At 43.1% G+C, this 21,692-nt stretch carries 15 protein-coding genes; 8 read left to right on the forward strand and 7 right to left on the reverse strand.

The annotated features are described in order from the left end of the window. The first annotated feature begins 94 nt into the window (after positions 1-94). Positions 95-2,656 carry a BamA/TamA family outer membrane protein gene (locus FHS10_RS08095; protein WP_259089202.1) on the forward strand — a complete coding sequence of 854 codons (2,562 nt, stop codon included), beginning with the start codon at positions 95-97 and terminating at the stop codon, positions 2,654-2,656. A 104-nt stretch (positions 2,657-2,760) separates the two neighbouring features. On the opposite strand, the gene FHS10_RS08100 is transcribed toward FHS10_RS08095, so the two are convergent. The 4 genes from FHS10_RS08100 to FHS10_RS08115 all read right to left on the reverse strand — a co-directional run bounded on the left by FHS10_RS08100 (position 2,761) and on the right by FHS10_RS08115 (position 10,178). Beyond that, a complete protein-coding gene (locus FHS10_RS08100) occupies positions 2,761-4,911 on the reverse strand; it encodes a c-type cytochrome domain-containing protein (protein WP_259089203.1) in 2,151 nt (716 codons plus the stop codon). 410 nt (positions 4,912-5,321) lie between these two features. Continuing rightward, a complete protein-coding gene (locus FHS10_RS08105) occupies positions 5,322-6,779 on the reverse strand; it encodes a DUF1501 domain-containing protein (RefSeq protein WP_259089204.1) in 1,458 nt (485 codons plus the stop codon). 1 nt (position 6,780) lies between these two features. Next, complete coding sequence (locus FHS10_RS08110; protein WP_259089205.1) at positions 6,781-9,099, reverse strand: PSD1 and planctomycete cytochrome C domain-containing protein; 2,319 nt, start codon at positions 9,097-9,099, stop codon at positions 6,781-6,783. A 200-nt stretch (positions 9,100-9,299) separates the two neighbouring features. Beyond that, positions 9,300-10,178 (reverse strand): OmpA/MotB family protein, encoded by an 879-nt coding sequence (locus tag FHS10_RS08115; RefSeq protein ID WP_259089206.1) that lies wholly within the window; start codon positions 10,176-10,178, stop codon positions 9,300-9,302. Positions 10,179-10,493: 315 nt separating this feature from the next. On the opposite strand from FHS10_RS08115, the gene FHS10_RS08120 reads away from it, so the two are divergent. Further along, the gene (locus FHS10_RS08120; RefSeq protein WP_259089207.1) at positions 10,494-12,878 is read left to right on the forward strand and encodes an ABC transporter permease; all 2,385 of its coding nucleotides are present in this window, start codon (positions 10,494-10,496) and stop codon (positions 12,876-12,878) included. 14 nt (positions 12,879-12,892) lie between these two features. Here FHS10_RS08120 and FHS10_RS08125 read toward each other — a convergent pair whose 3' ends face one another. The 3 genes from FHS10_RS08125 to FHS10_RS08135 form a co-directional block, all read right to left on the reverse strand. Then, complete coding sequence (locus tag FHS10_RS08125) at positions 12,893-14,125, reverse strand: RNA polymerase sigma factor (RefSeq protein WP_259089208.1); 1,233 nt, start codon at positions 14,123-14,125, stop codon at positions 12,893-12,895. Positions 14,126-14,166: 41 nt separating this feature from the next. Continuing rightward, entirely contained in the window at positions 14,167-14,523 is a 357-nt protein-coding gene (locus tag FHS10_RS08130; RefSeq protein ID WP_259089209.1) for a YciI family protein, read from the reverse strand. Between the two features lie 196 nt (positions 14,524-14,719). Beyond that, positions 14,720-15,925: a proline dehydrogenase family protein gene (locus FHS10_RS08135; protein WP_259089210.1), complete on the reverse strand. Its 1,206-nt coding sequence runs from the start codon at positions 15,923-15,925 to the stop codon at positions 14,720-14,722. Between the two features lie 58 nt (positions 15,926-15,983). Here FHS10_RS08135 and FHS10_RS08140 point away from each other — a divergent pair, with 58 nt between their 5' ends. From FHS10_RS08140 to FHS10_RS08165, 6 genes are all read left to right on the forward strand, one after another. Continuing rightward, positions 15,984-16,190, forward strand: coding sequence for an RNA-binding S4 domain-containing protein (locus FHS10_RS08140; RefSeq protein WP_259089211.1), 207 nt, complete (start codon positions 15,984-15,986; stop codon positions 16,188-16,190). 2 nt (positions 16,191-16,192) lie between these two features. Next, on the forward strand, positions 16,193-17,251 hold the full coding sequence (gene aroB / locus FHS10_RS08145; RefSeq protein ID WP_259089212.1) for a 3-dehydroquinate synthase: 1,059 nt from the start codon (positions 16,193-16,195) through the stop codon (positions 17,249-17,251). 1 nt (position 17,252) lies between these two features. Continuing rightward, positions 17,253-18,176 carry a sterol desaturase family protein gene (locus FHS10_RS08150; RefSeq protein ID WP_259089213.1) on the forward strand — a complete coding sequence of 308 codons (924 nt, stop codon included), beginning with the start codon at positions 17,253-17,255 and terminating at the stop codon, positions 18,174-18,176. Between the two features lie 245 nt (positions 18,177-18,421). Further along, on the forward strand, positions 18,422-19,285 hold the full coding sequence (locus tag FHS10_RS08155; RefSeq protein ID WP_259089214.1) for a PH domain-containing protein: 864 nt from the start codon (positions 18,422-18,424) through the stop codon (positions 19,283-19,285). A gap of 252 nt (positions 19,286-19,537) precedes the next feature. Next, a complete protein-coding gene (locus FHS10_RS08160) occupies positions 19,538-20,443 on the forward strand; it encodes a prephenate dehydratase (RefSeq protein WP_259089215.1) in 906 nt (301 codons plus the stop codon). A gap of 96 nt (positions 20,444-20,539) precedes the next feature. Further along, positions 20,540-21,670: a chorismate mutase gene (locus tag FHS10_RS08165; protein WP_259089216.1), complete on the forward strand. Its 1,131-nt coding sequence runs from the start codon at positions 20,540-20,542 to the stop codon at positions 21,668-21,670. Positions 21,671-21,692: the final 22 nt, after the last annotated feature.

The following is a 21,692-nucleotide window of genomic DNA, read 5'->3' on the forward strand; positions in this document are numbered from 1 at the left end:
GCTTTTCCATTTTGGTGGGATAAATTGATTCCCTGTTATTGTATGCTGTGAAAAATATTAACTTGATTAAAAACGTACAAATTACCTATACCGTATGAAAAAAGTTCTACTCGTTTTAACAATTGGCCTTGTATCTACCCTTGCTAAAGCCCAGGAAGGCCCAATTACAGGTGTAATAACCCAGGATAGCGTTGAGGTACGGGTGCATGAACAATATGATAAGGTAACCGGCTTTCACCGCTGGCTATTTGGCGAAAATTACCGCAAAGAATGGGGAGCGCTTACCAAACTGCCGGTTCTGCGTATTTCTCAGCTGCATGGCGGCCTTACTCCCGAACAATTGGGCGGTGGTTTTCAAACAACATCATTAAGAATGGTTGACCCCACCGGTAAAGAATGGGTATTACGCAGCGTAGAGAAAGACCCATCTAAAACCCTGCCAGAACAGTTGAGGCAAACCTTCGCTGCCGACTGGGAGCTTGATGCCATGAGTGCCCAACACCCTTTCTCGGCCCTTATTGTGCCGCCATTGGCTATTGCTGCCGGAGTGCCGCATGCTACGCCTATCATCGGTGTAGTATCGGGCGATAAAAACTTTGGTAAGTATAATGCAACATTTGCAGGTAAGGTATGCCTTTTTGAGGAACGCGAACCAACCGGCAAATCAAAAAACGTGCAGGATGTGATGCAAGACCTTTATGATGATAATGATAATTCATTTGACAGCCATGCCTGGCTAACGGCACGTTGTCTTGACTTATTGGTGGGCGACTGGGACAGGCATGATGACAACTGGCGTTTTACTAAAGACAAAGAGGATGGTAAAAAAGTGTATACCGGCATTCCACGCGACCGCGACCAGGCTTTTTATATTAACCAGGGCGTATTGCCAAGCCTGGCATCCAGCCAATGGCTTGTACCCTTTTTGCAGGGATATGGCGGCGAAATAAATGATATCCGTTTTTCGATGTGGACGTCGGTTTTCCTTGATCGTTACCCGTCTGCCCGTATGAGTTATAAGGACTGGATGAAAATTGTGAACGATTTTGTAGCTGTTGAAACCGATGATGTATTGGAGCAAGGCCTTAAACGTTTGCCGGCTGCATCGTATAAAATAAGGCATGATGAGCTTTTTAAACAGCTTAAAGAAAGGCGTGCCAATATCCCGGCAGCTATGGATTACTATTACCGTTTTATTAACCGCATCATTGATATTCATACCAGTAATAAAAATGAGCAGATTAGCATAACTGATGCGCCTGACAATGGGCTAAACATCGCCATTAATAAGATCACCAAAAGCGGAAATGTCAAGGATACCATCATCAATGCCAATTTCGACCCGGCTATAACCAAAGAGATCAGGATCTATACCGGCGAAGGCAGCGACAGGGTGATATTAAATAACCAGTCCTCACCTATCAAATTACGTTTTGTGGATAGCCTTGGCCACAAAGAATACAACATCGTAAAATCAAAAAATAAGGTTCCGATTTATGACCGTGGCGACGATATACAGGTAACCGGCGATAAGCAAAACGTAAGCCTGCATTTATCAAAAGATAGTTCCAATACCGCTTACCTGCCTGTTAACCCAATCAATGTATGGATGCCTTTGGCCGATGTTGGCTTGAATAAGGATGACGGTTTTATATTAGGCGCTGGTTTCCGGTTCACACATCAGAATGGTTTTCGTAAGCTACCTTATAATGATATGCAGCAGTTATTAGTCAGCCATTCGTTTTCTACCAAAGCTTTCAGCTTAAGTTATACCGGCGAGTGGATCCACGCTTTTGGACAAGCCGATTTCACTATAAACACGTTGATTAAAGCACCTGATAATACCATTAACTTTTTTGGCCGTGGTAACGAAACCCAGTTTGATAAGAGCGGCGATTATGTGCGTTATTACCGCACCCGCTTTAACACCTATCAGCTTGATCCCGCCTTTAGGTGGAAAGGAACTAAAGGCACCAGTTTTAGCATAGGGCCATCCCTGCAATATTACCATTATAATGCCGAGGATAATGTCGGGCGTTTTATCAATAACACTTCGCTCATCAAATCGTACGATAGTTTATCGGTAGATAAAGCCAAACTTCACGCGGGTGTGGTAGCCATATTTACCAACGATAAACGCAACAATAAAATGCTGCCAACATCGGGTACTTATCTGAATGTTAAAGTGCAGGGCTATGCCGGATTAAACAACAATTCAAAATCTTACCTGCAAGTGATCCCCGAGTTTGGCGTTTACCAAAGCCTGGGCAGCGCCGTTGTTTTGGCCGATAGGATTGGCGGCGGTGTTACAGCTGGCAAATCAGCGTTTTATCAATCGTTGTTTTTGGGTGGAGAAGGCAATTTATTAGGCTACAGGCAGTTTAGGTTCGCCGGTCAACATATGGCTTATAACAACTTTGAAACCCGCATCAGGTTAACCAATATTTCCAGCTATATATTACCAGGTGAATTAGGTCTGATGGGCTTTTACGATACCGGCCGCGTATGGATCAAAGAAGAGAGTTCAGATAAATGGCATAACGGCGTTGGCGGCGGTTTATATTTTGAACCAGCTGGTTTAACGGTAGTGCAGTTATTAGCAGGCCATTCGGAAGAAGGTTGGTACCCGTATTTTTCGTTGAATTTTAGGTTTTAGGGAAGGCGATTAGCCGTTTTGCGATTTCCCATAGCAAGTTGTAAATCCCAGACTTACGAAGTTTTAAAAACTTCGTAAGTCTTTAGCGGCACAGCAACTCCCCCTCAATTTATAAACACCTCATCCATAAACAACCATCCCGGTTTTCCTTTTGCAGGATGCCATGTGGGAACGATTTTCAGTGGTTTGGCTATGAGCTTCATGCAGGATATAGGTATACTCGTTTTCAAAGGGCATTCTATACTTAATAATGCAAAAGGATCATCTTTACCGGGCGCTACCGTATTAACCGCGCCCAACAGTTTTAAATGATTTTGATCGACCCCGCCCCACACTTCCACAGAGGATGGTAAAAAGATCTGTGAGCCGATATTACGCATCACGCTAAGGCTTAAAATATGTGGTTCAACAGGTTTGTTAAACCACATCAACATATCCAGGTCCTTTTGCGATGCCAGCCATTTGCCGTTGCCAAAATTACCACCTCCTAATTCTTTATCAATTAACGTTTTGGGGCCGTCACCTTTGTATTTACTATCCGGATAAGTTAAAAAACTAATGCTATCCGGCGTGTACAGGCATTTATAAACATTAAATTGCGCGGTATCGCTACCTATCCATCCGGCTTTAAATGCACGCGCCTTAATCACGGTACTTTGCGTAATTATAGTGCCTGGTTTATAGGAGGTAGCATGAACGCTATCGGGCACGCTCCCGTCCGTGGTGTAACGGATATCAACTCCTTTAATTGGATTACCCAATTGCAGCTGGTAATTTTGTTTAAATATCACCGCCGGATTTTTTAATTGTACACTGGTAAGTTTTAAAGCTTTGCCATCATCTTTATAGCCTGTAATAAACTGTAATTGTCTATTGGCTTTTTGCAGCGGGGCAAGATCGGCTATTTTTAGGCCGGTATCCCAAATGGTAAGTTCGGTTAAACTTTTAATAGGTGCCAGCACATTTACATCTGCCGCGTTTAGCTTTACACCGGCAACAGAAAGGGTTTTAAGGTGTTTTAAAGCTGCAAGTTCCTTTAAACCTTTCCCTGTAAGATCACTAAAATTAAGGCTGAGGCTGCGCACGTTTTCAAACTGCGCTATGGCTTTAAGATCGGCATCTTTTACGGGCATCTTGTTTAAATTGAGCGATACCACCTGCTTTTTTATCGGGCCAAGCTCATCAAGCACCTTTACGTTATAGGTGCTTTTATTGTAGATGTTTACCGCCAATGCCACTGAACCATTAGCCAGCGGATAAATTACCCGGTAGTTATTATTAAGCTTTTTGATATCCTTATCATCCGCGGCAGCAAAATCATAAACCTCCTCTGCATTTTCGGCGGGTTTTAAAAAGCTTGCCGCAATTGTCCTCAAAGAGTCGGTAGCAGGCAAATCTATCACCTTCTTTTTAAAATCGGGATTACCTTTTACCCAAAGATAAAGCAATGTTTTTTCCTCATCCGTTAATTGTGTTTTACCTGTTGGCGGCATGTGTTTTTTTTCGCCATCGGGTAAATGGATGCGCTGTAAAAGCAAACTTATCTCCGGTTTGCCGGGCACAAAAAGTTTCCCGCTTTTACCGCCTTTTAATAATGCCGACTGGCTGGTGAGCATTAACCCGCCTTTCATTTTATCGGCATTATGGCAGCTTTGGCATTTGGCTTCAAATATGGGGTTAATCACATCGCGGTAAACCAGCGCCTGTTCAAGTGGCACCTTATCCTTACTCATTACCGGCCCTAAAACAAAATCATCGCCATGGGTAAGGTTACCGCCAAAGTGCCCTGCTATCACCAGGCAAAACATCAATACCAAAGCCCCGGTTTTGGCCAGTGTGGCGCTGTATTTAGGCTTATTGCGAATAAGGTAAATACCGTAACTTATAAAAACCACGCTTACACCAAACCACTTATGCCATAACAGGTTGCCGCCCTCATAACCAGGCTCACGCGATAACAGCAAGCCCATAATAACCGTTAATGACGATAGTAAGGCACCACACAGCAACAGGTAATCGGCGAAGTTTTGATACAACCTTTCATTGGCAAACTCATTCCGAAACCGGAAATATTCCATCAGCATGGCCAATAAGAGGATCACGATAGGAAAGTGAAGTATCAGCGGGTGAAGCCGGCCCACCGGCTGCAACCACAACGGCACAACCAGACTATCGCCGGCTGCCAGTAAAACCAAAATAAAAATATTAAGCGCAAACAACGCGCCTTCGGCAAAACCTTTATGGCTGCTTTTCATATAATAAGCAATGTGTTATGATAGTTGAATTAAAAGGGTGTGGGTATAACGATGGTTGTCATATCCTGTTTTCTCTTCCCTCCCAACGGACCTATGTACAGATCTTTTCAAATTTAATTACTAATAAAAACGTTGTCATTTCGAACGAACCTATGGGGGATTGTAGGCCGGAGGTGAGGAGAAATCTTGCACGAATGACCACGTTTGCTCGTCGCTTGTATAGGATTTTTCGCTTTGCTCAAGAGATAGTTTCTCTTTCGCACCCCGCTCATTCCCCCCCTTCGCTCTATCGAAATGACATTTTTTTAGTTAAAAAGATGTGTACACACCGTAGCTGTTGGGAGGGAACAAAAACCTTTCAAATATCCTAAACTTTAATCCTGTTCATCCCAAAATATCCCAAAATCGTGTTATGTGATTATCCCTTTCACCACATTCCCAGCAACATCGGTTAACCGGTATCTTCTACCTAAACTTTTAAACGTTAGTTTTTTATGATCGATGCCTAACTGGTTAAGCATGGTGGCATGAAAATCATGCACGTGCACCGGATCTTTAACAATGTTATAGCCAAAATCGTCCGATTCGCCATAAACCATACCGGGTTTGATGCCTCCGCCTGCCATCCAGATACTGAAGCAGCGCGGGTGATGGTCGCGGCCATAATTGGCTTTTTCCAGCTTACCCTGGCTGTAATTGGTGCGGCCAAACTCGCCTCCCCAAACCACCAGGGTTTCATCCAATAATCCACGTTGTTTTAAATCGGTAACCAGGGCAGCCGATGCCTGGTCGACATCCTTGGCCTGGCCGGCCATTTCCTGCGGCAGGTTACTATGCTGATCCCATCCCTGGTGGTAAAGCTGCACAAAGCGTACGCCGTTTTCTGATAGCTTGCGGGCCAGCAAACAGTTGGCCGCATAGGTACCCGGGATCAAACAATCCGGCCCGTACATTTTCACAATATCGTCCGATTCTTTGGATACATCCATAATTTCGGGTACGGCGGTTTGCATCCGGTAGGCCATTTCATATTGCTGTATCTTGGTATTGATCTCCGGATCGCCAAATTCCTTATAATTGATATCGTTCAGCTCGGCCAATTTATCCAGCATTTTGCGGCGCTCGTGTCGGTTTAGGCCATCAGGATCATTCAGGTATAATATCGGGTTTTCGCCGCTGCTAAACTGCACACCCTGGTGAATAGAATCTAAAAAGCCATTACTCCATAATTTGGAGTAAACGCCCTGGCCGTTGCCTTTACCTTTGGATAGCAGCACTGTGAATGCCGGCAGGTTTTTATTCTCGCTGCCCAACCCATAGCTCACCCACGAGCCCATACTTGGCCTGTTACCCTGCTGCGCGCCGGTTTGAAAAAAGGTAAGTGCAGGGTCATGGTTAATAGCATCAGTATTCATGGAACGGATAATGCAGATATCATCGGCTATTTTGCCAATGTGCGGAAACAGATCGCTTACCCAGGCACGCGATTCGCCGTATTGCTTAAAATCATAAAACGAACCCACCAGCGGAAAGGAGGTTTGTTTGGCCGTCATCCCGGTAAGGATCTGGTTACCCCGTACAGATGGCGGCAGCTCCTGCCCCATCATATCGCGCAGTTTGGGTTTGTAATCAAACGATTCCAGTTGCGAAGGTGCACCATCCTGGAAAAGATAGATCACCCTTTTGGCCTTTGGCGCAAAATTGGGGATGCCGGGAATAAAATCGGCCTCGCTTTCATCGCCCTTGCCGCTAAAAAGATCGGGGATAAGCAATGATCCCAGCGCCACACTGCCAATACCCAGGCTTAACCTGGAGAGGAACCTGCGCCGGTTGATATTAAGCCTGCTTTCTAAAAAATCTCTTTCCATATCAGGTTTTGGTTATCGCTTCTTCTAAATTGTAAATGGCATCCACTACTTTCATCATGGCCGCCAGGTTTAGCCTATCTATATTGGAGGGTACAGGGTACTCTCCCACGCTCAGTAATTTTTCAGCGTCGGCTTTATTCATGCCTTTCAATTCATCTTTATAATAGGCCATTAATATGTTTAGTTCTTTTTTCTGTGGATAGCGGCACATAATGAGGCGGAAAGCTTTAATTATTTTATCGTTAGATGATGAATGATCTGCCAGTAATTTAGCTGCTAATACACGCGCCGCTTCCAACACCGTTGGATCATTGAGCATTACCAGCGCCTGTAACGGCGTGTTGGTGCGCAAGCGTTTAACCTCGCATTGATCGCGGTTACTGGCATCAAAAATACCTAATGAAGCAGGCGGTACCGTACGCTTAATTAAAGTATACATACCACGGCGATACAGGTTAGGGCCATGCACCTGTTTATAACTGGCCAGTTGCCCCCTGCCCGATGTGGCATTTTCCCACAAACCAGGCGGTTGATATGGGTTTACACTCGGTCCGCCAATATCCCGGTTCAGCAGGTCGCTACTGGCTAAAACCAGGTCGCGCACAAACTCGGCCGGTAATCTTGACCGTGGGCCGCGTGATAGCAATGTGTTATCCGGGTCAGATTTTAATTTATCGGAACTCATTACTGCCGACTGACGGTAAGTTGCCGACATCACAATTTGTTTAACCAGCCGTTTAATATCCCAGCCATGATCCCTGAAATCAACAGAAAGCCAATCCAGCAACTCGGGGTGCGATGGCAAATCGCCCTGCATCCCAAAATCGCCCGAACTTTTTACAATGCCTTTGCCAAAAAACTCCTGCCAGGTTTGGTTAACAAATACCCTTGCAGCCAGCGGATTATTTTTATTAAACAGCCATTCGGCCAAACCAAGCCTGTTTTTGGGGTAATTGGCTGTAAATGGCAATATCGATTTTGGCGTTCCGGGCTCAACAACATCGCCATGGGCATCATAGTTGCCACGTTTCAGGATATAGGTGGGCCGCACTTTGTCGCTATCGCCCATGATAGATACAATAAGCTTATCGGTATCGCGCTTGTTGATGAAGGTGAGAATCTTTTTAACCTCTTCATTGCTGATCTGCATCAATGGCCGCTTAGCGTAAGTTTCGGGGCCGCCAACAACAGATTCGATGCCGACTTCCTTTACGTTGTTAAAAAATGAAAATACCTGGTAATATTCCTTTTGCGAAAACGGGTCGTATTTATGATCATGGCAATGCGCGCATTCCAGTGTAATACCCAACATGGCTTTACCAAAGGTATTGGTGCGGTCGGTTACGTAGCTTACGCGATATTCTTCGTCAATTACGCCACCTTCTTCGGTTATTTTATGGTTGCGGTTAAAGCCTGTTGCCAGAATTTGTTCTTTGGTAGCGTTGGGAAGCAGATCGCCGGCCAGTTGCCACGTAATAAATTGATTATATGGCAGGTTTTCGTTGAAGGCATGGATTACCCAATCGCGCCACGGCCATTGGCTGCGGTAATTATCATCCTGGTAACCATGCGAATCGGCATAGCGGGCAACATCCAGCCAATGCAGGGTCATCTTTTCGCCGTATTGTGGGCTGGCCATCAGTTCATCAACCACTTTTTGATAAGCATCGGGGCTTTTATCGGCCAAAAACTTATCCATCAGTTGCAGGCTTGGTGGCAGGCCTGTTAAATCGAGCGAAACCCGTTTTAACAGGCGTTCTCTATCAGCTTCGGGGTTAGGGTCAACTCCTTTTTCTTCCAGTTTGTGTAATACAAAGTTATCAATCGGATTTTTTGGCCAGGTGATGTTTTTCACCTGCGGGATAGGATACGAACGAGGTGCCACAAAAGCCCAATGCTTTTCGTATCTGGCACCTTGCTTAATCCATTTCTCTATCAGGTCTACTTCAAAAGGGGTTAACTTTTTTAGGTTTGATGAGGGTGGCGGCATCTGCTCTGCTGTATCTTTGGTAGATACCCGGCGGTACAGTTCAGATAAAATAGAGTTACCCGGTACAAGGGCATGCGCCGATGGGTTGTCTTTTAATGCCTGGTAAGCACTCTCGGGGATATCTAATCGTAGATCGGCCTGGCGGTGGGCCGCATCCGGGCCATGACATTTAAAGCATTTATCTGACAGGATTGGCCTGATGTTAAAGTTGTAACTGATGGTATCGGGCATTTGCTCTGCATCAACCTGGCCGGATGAATTACATGCGTGCAGGGTGAACAAAACGGATGCAGCAATAACAAGCCACACATAATATAACTTCTGGAACATCAGTCAAAATTGGTTAAATTGGTCTACAAGAAATTAAAGTTAATAATTTCGGGATCAATTCACAATTCAATTAAAGCTTTTGTATTGTAACAATTGCATTATGTAGGTACAAACCAACAAAAATCAACTTTTGAGTAAAATGATGTAAACAAAAACGGCCCTGACTTATTGCCAGGGCCGTTTAACAAACATTTTTTTTCTTATTGAGCCGGAGCAGTTGTGGCGCCCGGTGCCGGTGCTTTACCTATCAGATCCATAAACTGATCGAGTTTAGGAGTGATGATAATTTGTGTACGCCTGTTTTGGCTTTTGCCGGCAGGTGTTGCGTTATCGGCAATTGGGTTATACTCGCCCCTGCCGCCCGCAGTTAAGCGTTTAGGATCAACATTATAGGTTGTCTGTAAGGCTTGCACTACAGATGATGCCCTTAAAGTACTCAAATCCCAGTTGTTACGGATATTGGTTTGTTTAATTGGCACGTTATCGGTATTACCTTCAATCAACACATCATAAGTAGAGTAATCGGTAATGATCTTGGCTATTTTTGACAATGCAGAACCTGCTTTATCAGAGATCTCATAGCTGCCTGATTTGTACAACATATTATCAGACAATGAAATATAAACCACGCCTTTTAATACCTGTACATCCACACCCTGCGCATCTTCTTTGCTTAAAGAGCGGGTAAGGTTGTTGGTTAACACCATATTAAGCGAGTCGCTTTTGTTTTTGGTGGCCACCAGGTACTGGATATATTTGTTTGATGAATTGATCTCATCAACCAATTTTGAAATGTTTGCGCCGCCCTGGTTATTACCAGCCAGGCATTTATTCAATGCATCCTGTAAACCAAGCGCATTTGATTTAGCCAGCGCTATTTGCTCGTCGAGACTGGCAATCCGGCCATTCGCAACAGCAAGGGCCTGCTCACTGCGCTGATATTTTACACTTAAATCCTGTGTGCTGTTTTGCAACTGCGTATAATTTCCTTGCAATTCGGCGTACTTTTTGTTGCTAACGCAACCCTGGGTTACCACTGCTATTATAACAACCAGTGGCACTAATCGAAGTATCTTCATGGTATATACTATTTTTTATTAAAGATCATAATAAATTTATGATCGGCATAGCTCTTACAACAAGAACGTGCCTGAAAAGTTTAAATTGTTTAGTTCATGTTATTCGCATGACTTAAAAAGGATTGTTCACAGCACCTTATATAAGCTCCAGAATCAACCAAAACCGGCTGAAAGCGAACGCCTGCTGTACGTTTCTGATACATTAAGTAAAATGAAAAATCAACATAAAAAACTTACAATCAGATACTTAAAAATCTGGCATTAATTTGATTATACAGGCAGGTATATTCGTACTAATTATCAAACAAACAGGTTATGATCAAAAATTATTTTAAAACCGCGTGGCGTAATATCGTCAAAAACAAAACCAGTTCGTTCATTAATATAGTTGGCCTATCGGTAGGTATGGCTGTTGCCATTATGATCGGTCTGTGGATTTACGATGAAGTTTCGTTTGATAAACAAACCTCAAATTACAACCGGATAGCCCAGGTTAAGCAAAACGTAACCAATAACGGCGAGGTACAAACCTGGGGTTCAGTTCCTTATCCTTTAGCCGCCGAGCTAAGAAAAAGTTACGGCAGCGATTTTAAATACGTGGTAATGGCAGCCGGTATTGGCAATCATATTGTAACCCTCGGCGATAAAAAGCTTACCAAATGGGGGACATATTTTGAGCCACAGGCACCGGATATGCTGGCTCTTAAAATGATATCGGGCAGCAGGAGCGCTCTAAGTGATCCTTCATCAATATTGATATCCGCAGATGCGGCAAAAGTTTATTTTGGCGATGCTGATCCGTTAGGAAAAATATTACGAATAGATAACCAGCAAAATGTAAAGGTTGCCGGTGTTTATCAAAACTTTGCGCACAACTCCACCTTTGAGGGCTTGGAATTTATGGGATCATGGCAAATGTATTATAACAATACCGATTGGGTAAGAACCATGCAAGACCCATGGCGACCCAACGCGTTTACCCTGTACGTACAGTTAAATGAGCATGCCGACCTGGCTGCGGTATCTTTAAAAATAAGAGATGTAAAACTAAACCATGTTAACGCCCAGCTGGCCAAGAAAAAACCTGCCCTGTTCCTTCAAGGCATGAGCAAGTGGCACCTGTACAGCGAGTTTAAAAACGGTATTAACGTTGGCGGCCGCATTCAATATGTTTGGCTGTTTGGCATCATTGGTGTATTTGTTTTGCTGCTGGCCTGCATCAACTTTATGAATTTAAGTACGGCCCGTTCAGAAAAACGCGCGCGCGAGGTGGGCATCCGTAAAGCGGTTGGCTCATTACGCAGCCAGCTCGTTTACCAGTTTTTTACCGAGTCGCTGCTATATGTATTTATTGCTTTTGCTTTATCGCTATTATTGGTTGAATTAGCGCTGTCATTTTTCAATGAAGTGGCCGATAAAAGCATGACCATTCCCTGGGCAAACCCGATATTCTGGTTATTGTGCATCAGCTTTAGCTTAATAACCGGTATTATATCGGGCAGCTACCCGGCTTTTTATCTTTCCTCTTTTCAGCCGGTTAAAGTATTGAAGGGCGTTTTCCGCGCAGGCAAATTAGCTGCTGTTCCGCGCCAGGTATTGGTCATCCTGCAATTTACTGTTTCGGTGATCCTCATTATTGGTACCATTATCGTTTTCAGGCAGATCCAATTTGCCAAAAACCGCCCGGTTGGTTACACAAGGGATGGGTTGATTACCGTGCCAATGGTAACCCAGGATATTCATAAACAATTTGAAGTAGTTAAAAGTGAGCTATTTAAAACCGGTGTAGTGGCCAACGTGGCCGAAAGCAGCGCCCCACCTACCGAACAATGGGGCAGCACCAGCGCTTTTGAATGGGAAGGTAAAGACCCTAACCTGAGTATTGATTTCCCGCAAACGGGCGGCTCTTATGATTATGGCAAAACCGTTGGCTGGCAGTTTAAACAAGGCCGGGATTTTTCGAGAGCCTTTGCTACCGATTCATCTGCGGTGATTGTGAATGAAACTGCCATTCATTTCATGGGACTTAAAAACCCCATAGGTGCAAATGTTAAACTTTACGGACAGCCATTAAAAATTATAGGCGTAATAAAGGATATGATTGTAACCTCACCTTATGACGAAGTTAGGCCATCTATATTTTATCTTTCGAGGGATGCGGGCAGCATGATTGTGATCAAGATAGATCCAAAAACATCTGCCAGTGCCGCTGTAGATAAGATTGGGAACGTATTTAAACAATTTAACCCGGCGCAGCCCTTTGTATACCAGTTTGTTGACCAGGAGTACGCGCGCAAATTCAGCGATGAAGAGCGGATTGGTAAACTGGCAAGCTGTTTTGCAGGCCTGGCTATTTTTATCAGCTGCCTGGGTTTATTCGGCATGGCATCCTTTATGGCCGAACAACGCATTAAGGAAATTGGCGTGCGTAAAGTATTGGGCGCGTCTATTTTCAATTTATGGGGAATGCTTTCAAAGGATTTTGTGAAACTGGTACTGGTTTCGCTGCTGATTGCCATACCTGTATCTTACTTTTTGATGCACAACTGGCTGCAAAAATACCAGTACCGGTCTGACATTGCCTGGTGGATTTTTGTGGTAACGGGCATTGGCGCTATGCTCATCACACTGCTAACCGTAAGCTATCAAAGTATCAAAGCCGCGTTGGCCAACCCCATTCACAGCTTAAAAGCCGACTAACCAATTATAATCACTTAAACCGTAAGCAGGTCTATCCTTTTTTGGATAGCCTGTTTATCATTTTGAGTTTTGGCCAGGGCAATTGCCTGTTCCAGATTTTGTTTAGCCAGTTCATTATCAATACCTGTATACAATTCGCCAAGCAGCGCGAAATAAAAGTGGCCGTCTTTAATATCTAATTTCTCCACTTCAATAATTGCCTGTTCTTTGTCGTTTGCTTTTGAAAGCGCATAAGTACGGTTTAGCGCAGCCATCGGCGAATATTCTATTTGCAAAAGGCGGTTATAAAACTGTAGGATACCCTCCCACTTTTCTTTTGTATCCTCCTTTTGGGTATTCCAGTAGGCAATGCCGGCTTCAAGGTGGTATTTTGATAGTTGATTACCTGTAGCTGCAGCCCTTAAAAAGTACGCGCCTTTGCTGATCAGATCTGTATTCCATAAACTAAGGTCCTGCTCTTCGTACAGGATCTGCTCGCCATTTTTACCAAACCGGGCATCAAACCTTGAAGCATGAAAACACATCAACGATAGTAAGGCATTTACCTGCGGCTTATTGGTATCGTTGTTCTCCACAAGCATGGTGCACAAGCGCATGGCCTCAAGGCATAACTCTTTTCGAAGTGTATTATCCTGGCTTACCGAATAATATCCCTCGTTAAACAGCAAATAAACGGTGGTTAATACAGGAGCCAGTCGCGCATCTATTTCGGTGGGGCTTGGTAGTTCTATCTTAATTTTCAGTTCCCTGAGCTTTTCCTTTGCCCTGAACAAACGTTTATTAATGGTTTCCTTATTACTCAAAAAAGCATCGGCTATTTCCTGGATGCCAAACCCGCAAAGGATGCGTAACGACAAACCAATTTGCGCTTCGGCGGAGATAGCCGGGTTACAAATGGCAAACATCATTTGCAGCTGACTGTCATTGATATTTTGTGGAGATAGGTCAATCTCTGTTTCGTAACTATTGGGCGTGGCGTTTATTATTTGTGGCGATACTTTCCCTTCAAACGTATTAACCCGCAGTAAATAGTTCTTAGCCTTGTTTTTGGCCACATGATACAGCCATGCTGGCGGGTTTGGCGGCACGCCGGTAAGTCCCCAGGTTTGTGATGCGGTGAGAAAGGTTTCGCTGGCTATATCCTCGGCTATCTCTACCTGGTCGAACCCAAAATGGTTACAGAGTACCGCCACAATTTTGCGGTACTCTGTTCTGAAAAGGTGCGGTATTAATTCTCCCTGGTTCATGGCGAATGGTGTGCTAATTTATCGGGCCGGTCTCGACCAAATCAATTATCCTGATGCCGGCCGCTAACCTGCCTTACCTCAACACTATTGCCCTCCCCAAACAATATAGGGCAGGTTTTAGCCAGGCTCACAGCCTCTTCCAGGTCTCTTGCTTTTATGGTGATAAAACCGGCTATCGATTCCTTTACTTCGGCAAAGGGGCCGTCGGTGATCACATTATTGGGTTTAATAACCTTACCTTCGGTAGCCAGCCCTGTACCACCAATAAATTTATTTTGGGCGGCTATGCCCCCTACCCAATCCTGGTACATTTTCATATAACCTTCCAATTGCTCTGGCGATGGCTGCGCTTCTTTGGTGATCAGATCCAGGCGCATAATTACTAAATACTCGTTCATTTTGTGTGGGTTTTAATTGGCCGCCCGCAGACAACCGGGTTAATAAATATATAAATTATACCCCAGTAACAAATAAAACGCCGGAGATTGGACAGGCAAAAAAAATATTGGTAAAAGCAAAAGGCCATTGCTCAGCAATGACCTATATATTTCCTGTCTTAACTCTTACTCTTATTTCTTGACTATTTTCAGACTCTTAATTCTTGGCTCTCCTACGACGTTCTTTAACAATTAAGCTCAGTTCCCGGCTCATTTGCCCGGCGATAGCAGTATTTTCCTGCGCCCGGCGAAACAGGTATGGCAGCACTGCCTTTATTGGCCCATAAGGCACGTATTTGGCTACGTTGTATTGCGCATCGGCCAGGTTAAAACTCAGATTATCGCTCATGCCCAACAATTGCGAAAAGTACACGTGTGGGTGTTTATGATCAATGCCCTTGGCATCCAAAAGTTCGGCCAGTAAACGGCAGCTTTCTTCGTTATGTGTACCGGCTATAAAAGCTATCTGATCAATATGACTGGTGCAATAATCCAACGCCGAATCATAATCCAGATCGGTTGATTTTTTATCCGGTTGGATAGGCGAATTGTAACCCATTTCAACCGCACGTTTACGCTCTTTTTCCATATAGGCACCACGTACTATTTTGGCACCCAAAATAAAACCTTCGCCCTGCGCAATTTCGTGGTCATTCAATATCGAAGCGAGTTTATCATGCCTGTACATTTGATAAGTGTTATAAACAATAGGCTTTTGCGTGTTAAACTGGGTCATCATGGTTAGGGCCAGCAAATCAATGGTTTCCTGGATCCAGCTTTCTTCGGCATCAATCATTACCGGCACATTGCTGGCATGCGCTTTAGTACAAATAGCCAATACCCGATTTTGTACACGTTGCCATTCACTTTCTTCTTCGGGCGTAAGCGGTAAACGGGCGTCTAACTTCTCCAGCAAAGCAAACCGACCTACACCTGTAATTTTAAATACAGTTAAGGGTACAGCTTTATCTTTTGATGCCCTTATAACGGTGCGGATGATCTCATCGCGGGTACTGTCAAAAACGGCCTCGTCATCTTCGCCTTCTATAGAATAATCTAATATGGTGCCTACGCCGCCGCTATACAGGTTTTTGATGGTGTTATCGCATTCGGCAATGGTTTCGCCTCCGCAAAAGTGTTTAAATATGGTGGCCTTAATGATACCTTTAATAGGCAGACCTATTTTAATAGCAAAGTTGGTTACCGGCGGACCGATCTTTACCAAAAAGTTAACATTAATAATCCTGAATAACCAGTATGCACGGTTAAGATCGGTATTGGACGAATGACGAAAAGCGATTTCTGTATTTTCAAAAGAGGGCTTAGCGTGTTTGGAATTGTTATTAGTTTCGTTAGAAAGCATGCGCAAAATTATAAAATGATAACTCATTATTCCATGAATAGTTTAATTTTGCGCCTCCATGATTGAATTTAAATTAAAAGGCGACCATATTCCCATGATTCAGCTGTTAAAAGCTGCCGGCCTGGTGTTAACCGGCGGAGAGGCTCAAATAGTTGTAACAGAGGGTGAAGTAACCTATAATGGCCAGGTTGATTACCGCAAAAGATTAAAAGTAAAACAGGGCGACGTGGTTGAATTCAGAGGAAATAAAATCATGGTTGTTTAATTATGAATACCATTCAGAGCGATAACTACCCCGTTTTTTTTGAAAACAGCATTGATGAACTTGTAAAATTTATAGAACAAGGTCATTATTCCCGTTTTTTTATTTTAACTGACGAGAACACTGCCGAGCATTGCCTTCCACTGGTAAAAAGCAAGGTTGAACATTTAGATAACTTCGATATTATTGAGATCAATGCCGGCGAAGAAAGCAAAGACATTGATTTTTGCATTGGGGTTTGGCGAATGCTGATAGATTTTGGTGCCGACCGCAAAAGCCTGCTTGTTAACTTAGGCGGTGGCGTTATCAGCGATTTAGGAGGTTTTGCCGCATCTACCTTTAAACGGGGGATTGATTTTGTGCACGTACCCACTACCCTGCTTTCGCAGGTTGATGCTTCGGTAGGTGGCAAAACGGGTATAGATATCAATAGCATCAAGAATATCATTGGTACATTCACCCAACCTAAAGCTGTGTTTATTAACCTTGGCTTTTTAGAAACCCTGCCACCAAGACAAATCCTATCTGGCCTGGCAGAAATGCTGAAACACGGCCTCATCCAGGATGCTGCTTACTGGCACCAGTTAAAGGCAAGTGATCTTACCATACCTTCGGCCCAACTGGTTCACCGTTCTGTTGAAATTAAGAATAAGATCACGATTGAGGACCCCCATGAAAAAGGCATCCGCAAGGCACTTAATTTTGGACATACCATTGGCCACGCTGTGGAAACCGACTCGTTGATCAATGATAAAGATCCTTTATCACATGGCGAGGCTATAGCTATCGGCATGATCTGCGAATCATACCTGGCCCACAAAAAAACAGGCTTACCTGCCGAAGAATTACAGGAAATAACCGAAACACTTAATAAACTTTATCCACGTTATACTATCAAACAATCTGATTTCGATACCCTGCTTGAGATCATGAAAAAGGATAAGAAAAACCAAAACGGCAACATAAATTGCACCCTGCTGACTAATATTGGTCAATGCAATATTGATAATAACTGCACAGAAGCCGAACTTTGCGATAGTTTATTGTATTACATTAATTTGTAAAATGCACGGGTTAGATAAAAGTGAAATAAGTGCCCTAATTATACTTTGCCTGCTGGTGGTTTTAACCCTTGTTGAAATGGGTTTGAGTTATTGGGAAGACAGGCACTATTACAAAACGCGCGATACTTTCACTAATATATATCTTACCTCCCTTGCAGTTGTAACCAACCTGATAGTTAAAGGCAGCACATTTCTGGTTTTAAGTTTAACTTATCAGTATCGCTTATTTCAGATCCATAACGTTTGGCTTTATTGGTTTGTGCTGGTTGTTGCACAAGACTTTTTATACTGGGTGCTTCACTACACCGGGCATTACTGCCGCCTGTTTTGGGCCATGCATGTAACTCATCACTCATCCGAGAATTTTAACTTTACAACCGGCTTCCGGTCTACGGTGTTTGAACCTTTTTACCGTACATTCTTTTATCTGCCATTGGCTTTAATGGGCTTTAACGCCTTAGATATATTATACGCTTACCTGGTTACCCAGTTTTATGGCAACCTGGTGCATACCCAATATAAAATACCATTGCCAAAATGGTACGGGTTGATCTTTGTAACCCCTGCACATCATAGGGTTCACCACGCGTCAAACATCCCCTATCTTGATAAAAATATGGGTATGGTGTTAATCATTTGGGACAGGATCTTTGGAACGTTCAGAGACGAAGACCTGCCCGAACCTGTAAAATATGGCATAACCAAACAGCCGGAAGACATGGGGCCTGTAAATATCCTGTTCCACGAATGGAAAGCCCTGATGCACGATGTTAAACGCGCGCCGGGTTTTAAAAACAAAGTAAGTTATTTATTAAACCCACCGGGTTGGAGCCATGATGGCAGTACACAAACCGCACGGGTAATGCAGCGGGAATACGAAATACAGCAAATAACATCTTTATCCGAACAAAAGCAAACCGCTTAATTTGTAATACAGGACAAACGCATCTAATTGGGTTAACATAACTTAACACATTTCGCATTAAAAACTACATAACTGACTAATAATCAGTATTTTAAATTTTAGTAAGGTTAACACTGAACTTATGTATCGCGCTATTTAGGCGCGTCCAAATATATGTGCTTGTTGTTGGCCAGTACAAGTCCCTTCGATACCTGGATCATCATTGCTATATTTGAAAGGTAAACAAGCTAAAACTTGTAGAGCCAATGCCACAATTAATATCCAAACTTCAGCATAACACCTACGAAAAAGGGGAATTTTCAGACGAGGCTCTAAGGGATCTCGAAGAAACCATCCAACTGATCAAAACTTTCCCCTGGGACGTGGAGCGCCCGTCAACAGATATTCAGCTAACCGGCCCGTCTGTTACTATTATAGATAATGATTTGAACTACTTAAAGCTGGGCTTATACTTTGGCGGTAAATTTTGCGTGTACTACCTTGATCGCGATAATCACCTCTATGAATACCATGCACCCGATATAGATGATGCCAGCCGGTTAGTCGGCGACTTTTTTAATCAACAACTTGATCTTGCGCCTTTTGAAAAGCATTTCTTTAATATCGGCAATCAACCGCACTTTATTACCAATTATTTTGAATACCGCATACAAGCATGGCGAATGGGCCTGATAACATCAATAGTGGCTTTCTATCTTATGATGATGACCGTTTTTTTCTTTGAAATACCGTCAACAGGTTTTATTTTTTTGCCGATAATACTCTTTTTAGGCCTGGGAGGTCTGTTACTTTCAATGTTATATAATGTTTTTAAGATCAGGCATCAATATCTTCAAATTTCAAGGGGTAACAACCAGTTTTCATTTGGGCAAAATGAAGATAATATCAACACATACAACAAAACCGATATCAAAGAGATCGTAATTTTCCAGGGCAAAAACTCCGGTCGTTCTAATATGCTTGAGTCTTTTGAGATTGTATTTAATAATGGCGAGCGACTGAGATTAACGGGAATACTAATACAGCGATATGACTTTTTATCCAAGTTCCCTGAAAAATTAGGCATCCCTGTTATTTATGAAAGAAATAATCTATTTAAAAACAGGTGAAATCATTTTTTACGATATAATATTTGGTTCGCCTATCTTATTTAACAAAAAATAAAATTTTCTATTGACAAAAACATTTTTTACCGTACATTTACAACGTAATAAAAAACAAATGAAATTTAACAGCGCATATTTTTACGGTTACTACTTTTACTTTAACAGTGAGAGCCGGGACTAATATGTACTAAACACACATAAAGAAAATAAAAAGTCCCGGCACAAAATGCCGGGACTTTTTGCTTTAACAGGGTTATGAAAATAGAAAAACCAAGAGTTGCCATACAAGGGATCCGCGCTTCGTTTCACGAAGAGGCCGGGTTAAGATACTTTGGCGAAAACGCCGAAATGATAGAGTGCAACTCTTTTAAGCAAACTTTTGAAAGCTTAAAAAACCGCGAAGCAGATTATGTGGTAATGGCTATTGAAAACAGCATTGCCGGCAGCATCCTGCCAAACTACACCCTATTGCTTGATTACGGTTTCCCGGTGGTAGGCGAAATTTACCTGCCCATACAACTACACCTGATGGCTTTGCCGGGCGTAAAGTTTGAGGATGTAAAATATGTAACCTCGCACCCTATTGCCCTGCGCCAATGTGTTGATTTTTTTGACGAATATCCGCACCTTAAAATTGTGGAGAGCAGTGATACCGCGGCCTGCGCCAAACGCATCCGTGATGAGCAGTTAACAGATACGGTTGCTATTGCCAATTCGCTTGCTGCAAGCCTGTACGGTTTAGATGTTTTGGAGCGCCGCATCGAATCAAATAAAAGAAATTTCACCCGTTTCCTGATCCTTACCCATCATGATAACATGGAGAAAAAAACGGCTAATAAAGCTTCCCTTTGCTTCCAGGTAAGCAATAAGGTTGGTGCTTTGGCCAAAGTGCTTAATATTTTTGCAGAAGAAGGCTTAAATATGAGCAAAATTCAATCAATGCCGATACTGGGTAAACGCAACGAATACAATTTTTATGTAGATGTTGAGTGGGACGAGCAAAAACACTACGATGCCGCTATAAGGCAGATCCTGAAGTACACACAAAACTTTAATATACTTGGCGAATATGAAAGACATGATGACGAGCTATCAGTAGCACCTAAACCACGAAAAGTTGAGCGAGTACGCAGGTACATCAACATCCGGCGCAACGTTTAAGATCCTGCGGATCTGCATAAAATAGAGAATCAAAAACCACGAACATAAAACATACCGGCTAAAAAAAACAAAGAGGCCGGAACAAATAATAAAACAATGAAATTAAATTTAAACATTCAGCCGCTGCATACCTGGATTAAAACCGGTAAAGAACCATTGGTAATTTCAGGTCCTTGCAGTGCCGAAACTGAAGATCAATTAGTAGCTACAGCTCATTTATTAGCTCAAACAGGTAAAATTTCTGCCCTGCGTGCAGGTATCTGGAAACCGCGTACCCGTCCGGGTGAGTTTGAAGGTATTGGAAGCATTGGTTTAGAGTGGTTAAAACGCGCTAAAGCCGAAACAGGTTTGCCGACTGCTGTTGAAGTTGCAACCGCTAAACACGTAGAAGAAGCTTTAAAAGCTGGTGTTGATATTTTATGGGTTGGTGCACGTTCAACCGTTAACCCGTTCACTGTGCAGGAAATAGCTGATGCTTTACGTGGTGTTGATGTGCCAGTAATGGTTAAAAACCCGGTAAACCCCGATCTTTCTTTATGGGTTGGTGCTTTGGAGCGTATCAACAATGCCGGTATCACTAAATTGGCTGCTATTCACCGTGGTTTCTCATCTTACGAAAAATCTGCTTTCCGTAACGAACCAATGTGGGATATCGCTATCGCTTTGAAAACTTTATGCCCTGAGTTACCTATCATTAATGATCCAAGCCATATTTCTGGTAACCGTGATTTGATTGGTTACATTTCACAAAAAGCTTTAGATCTGGATATGCAAGGTTTAATGATCGAATCACATATCGATCCAAGCGTAGCCTGGACAGATGCTAAACAACAGGTTACTCCTGCTGCCCTTGCCGATATTATTGATCATTTGGCTTTACGTAAACCAGAGATCCGCAACGCTGAAGTAAATGATAAACTTGCTGAGCTACGTAACCAGATTGATAAAATTGACGATTTAGTTATTCAAAAAATTGCTGAGCGTATGCAAATCGCTGAGAAAATTGGCAACTACAAAAAAGATAACAACATCACCATTTTACAAGTTGGCCGTTGGGACGAGATCCTGCAAAAACGCACTAACTATGCTAAAGCTTTAAAATTAGGTGGTGAGTTTACTGAGAAGTTATTGGAACTATTGCACAGCGAATCAATCCGCAGGCAAACAGAGATCATGAACGCCGACGCCAGCCAGGGTCAATCAGCAGAAAAACTAACACACGCTTAATTTAAGTCAAAAATCAAAGGTC

The organism is Mucilaginibacter dorajii (assembly GCF_024808255.1).
GTDB lineage: Bacteria > Bacteroidota > Bacteroidia > Sphingobacteriales > Sphingobacteriaceae > Mucilaginibacter > Mucilaginibacter dorajii.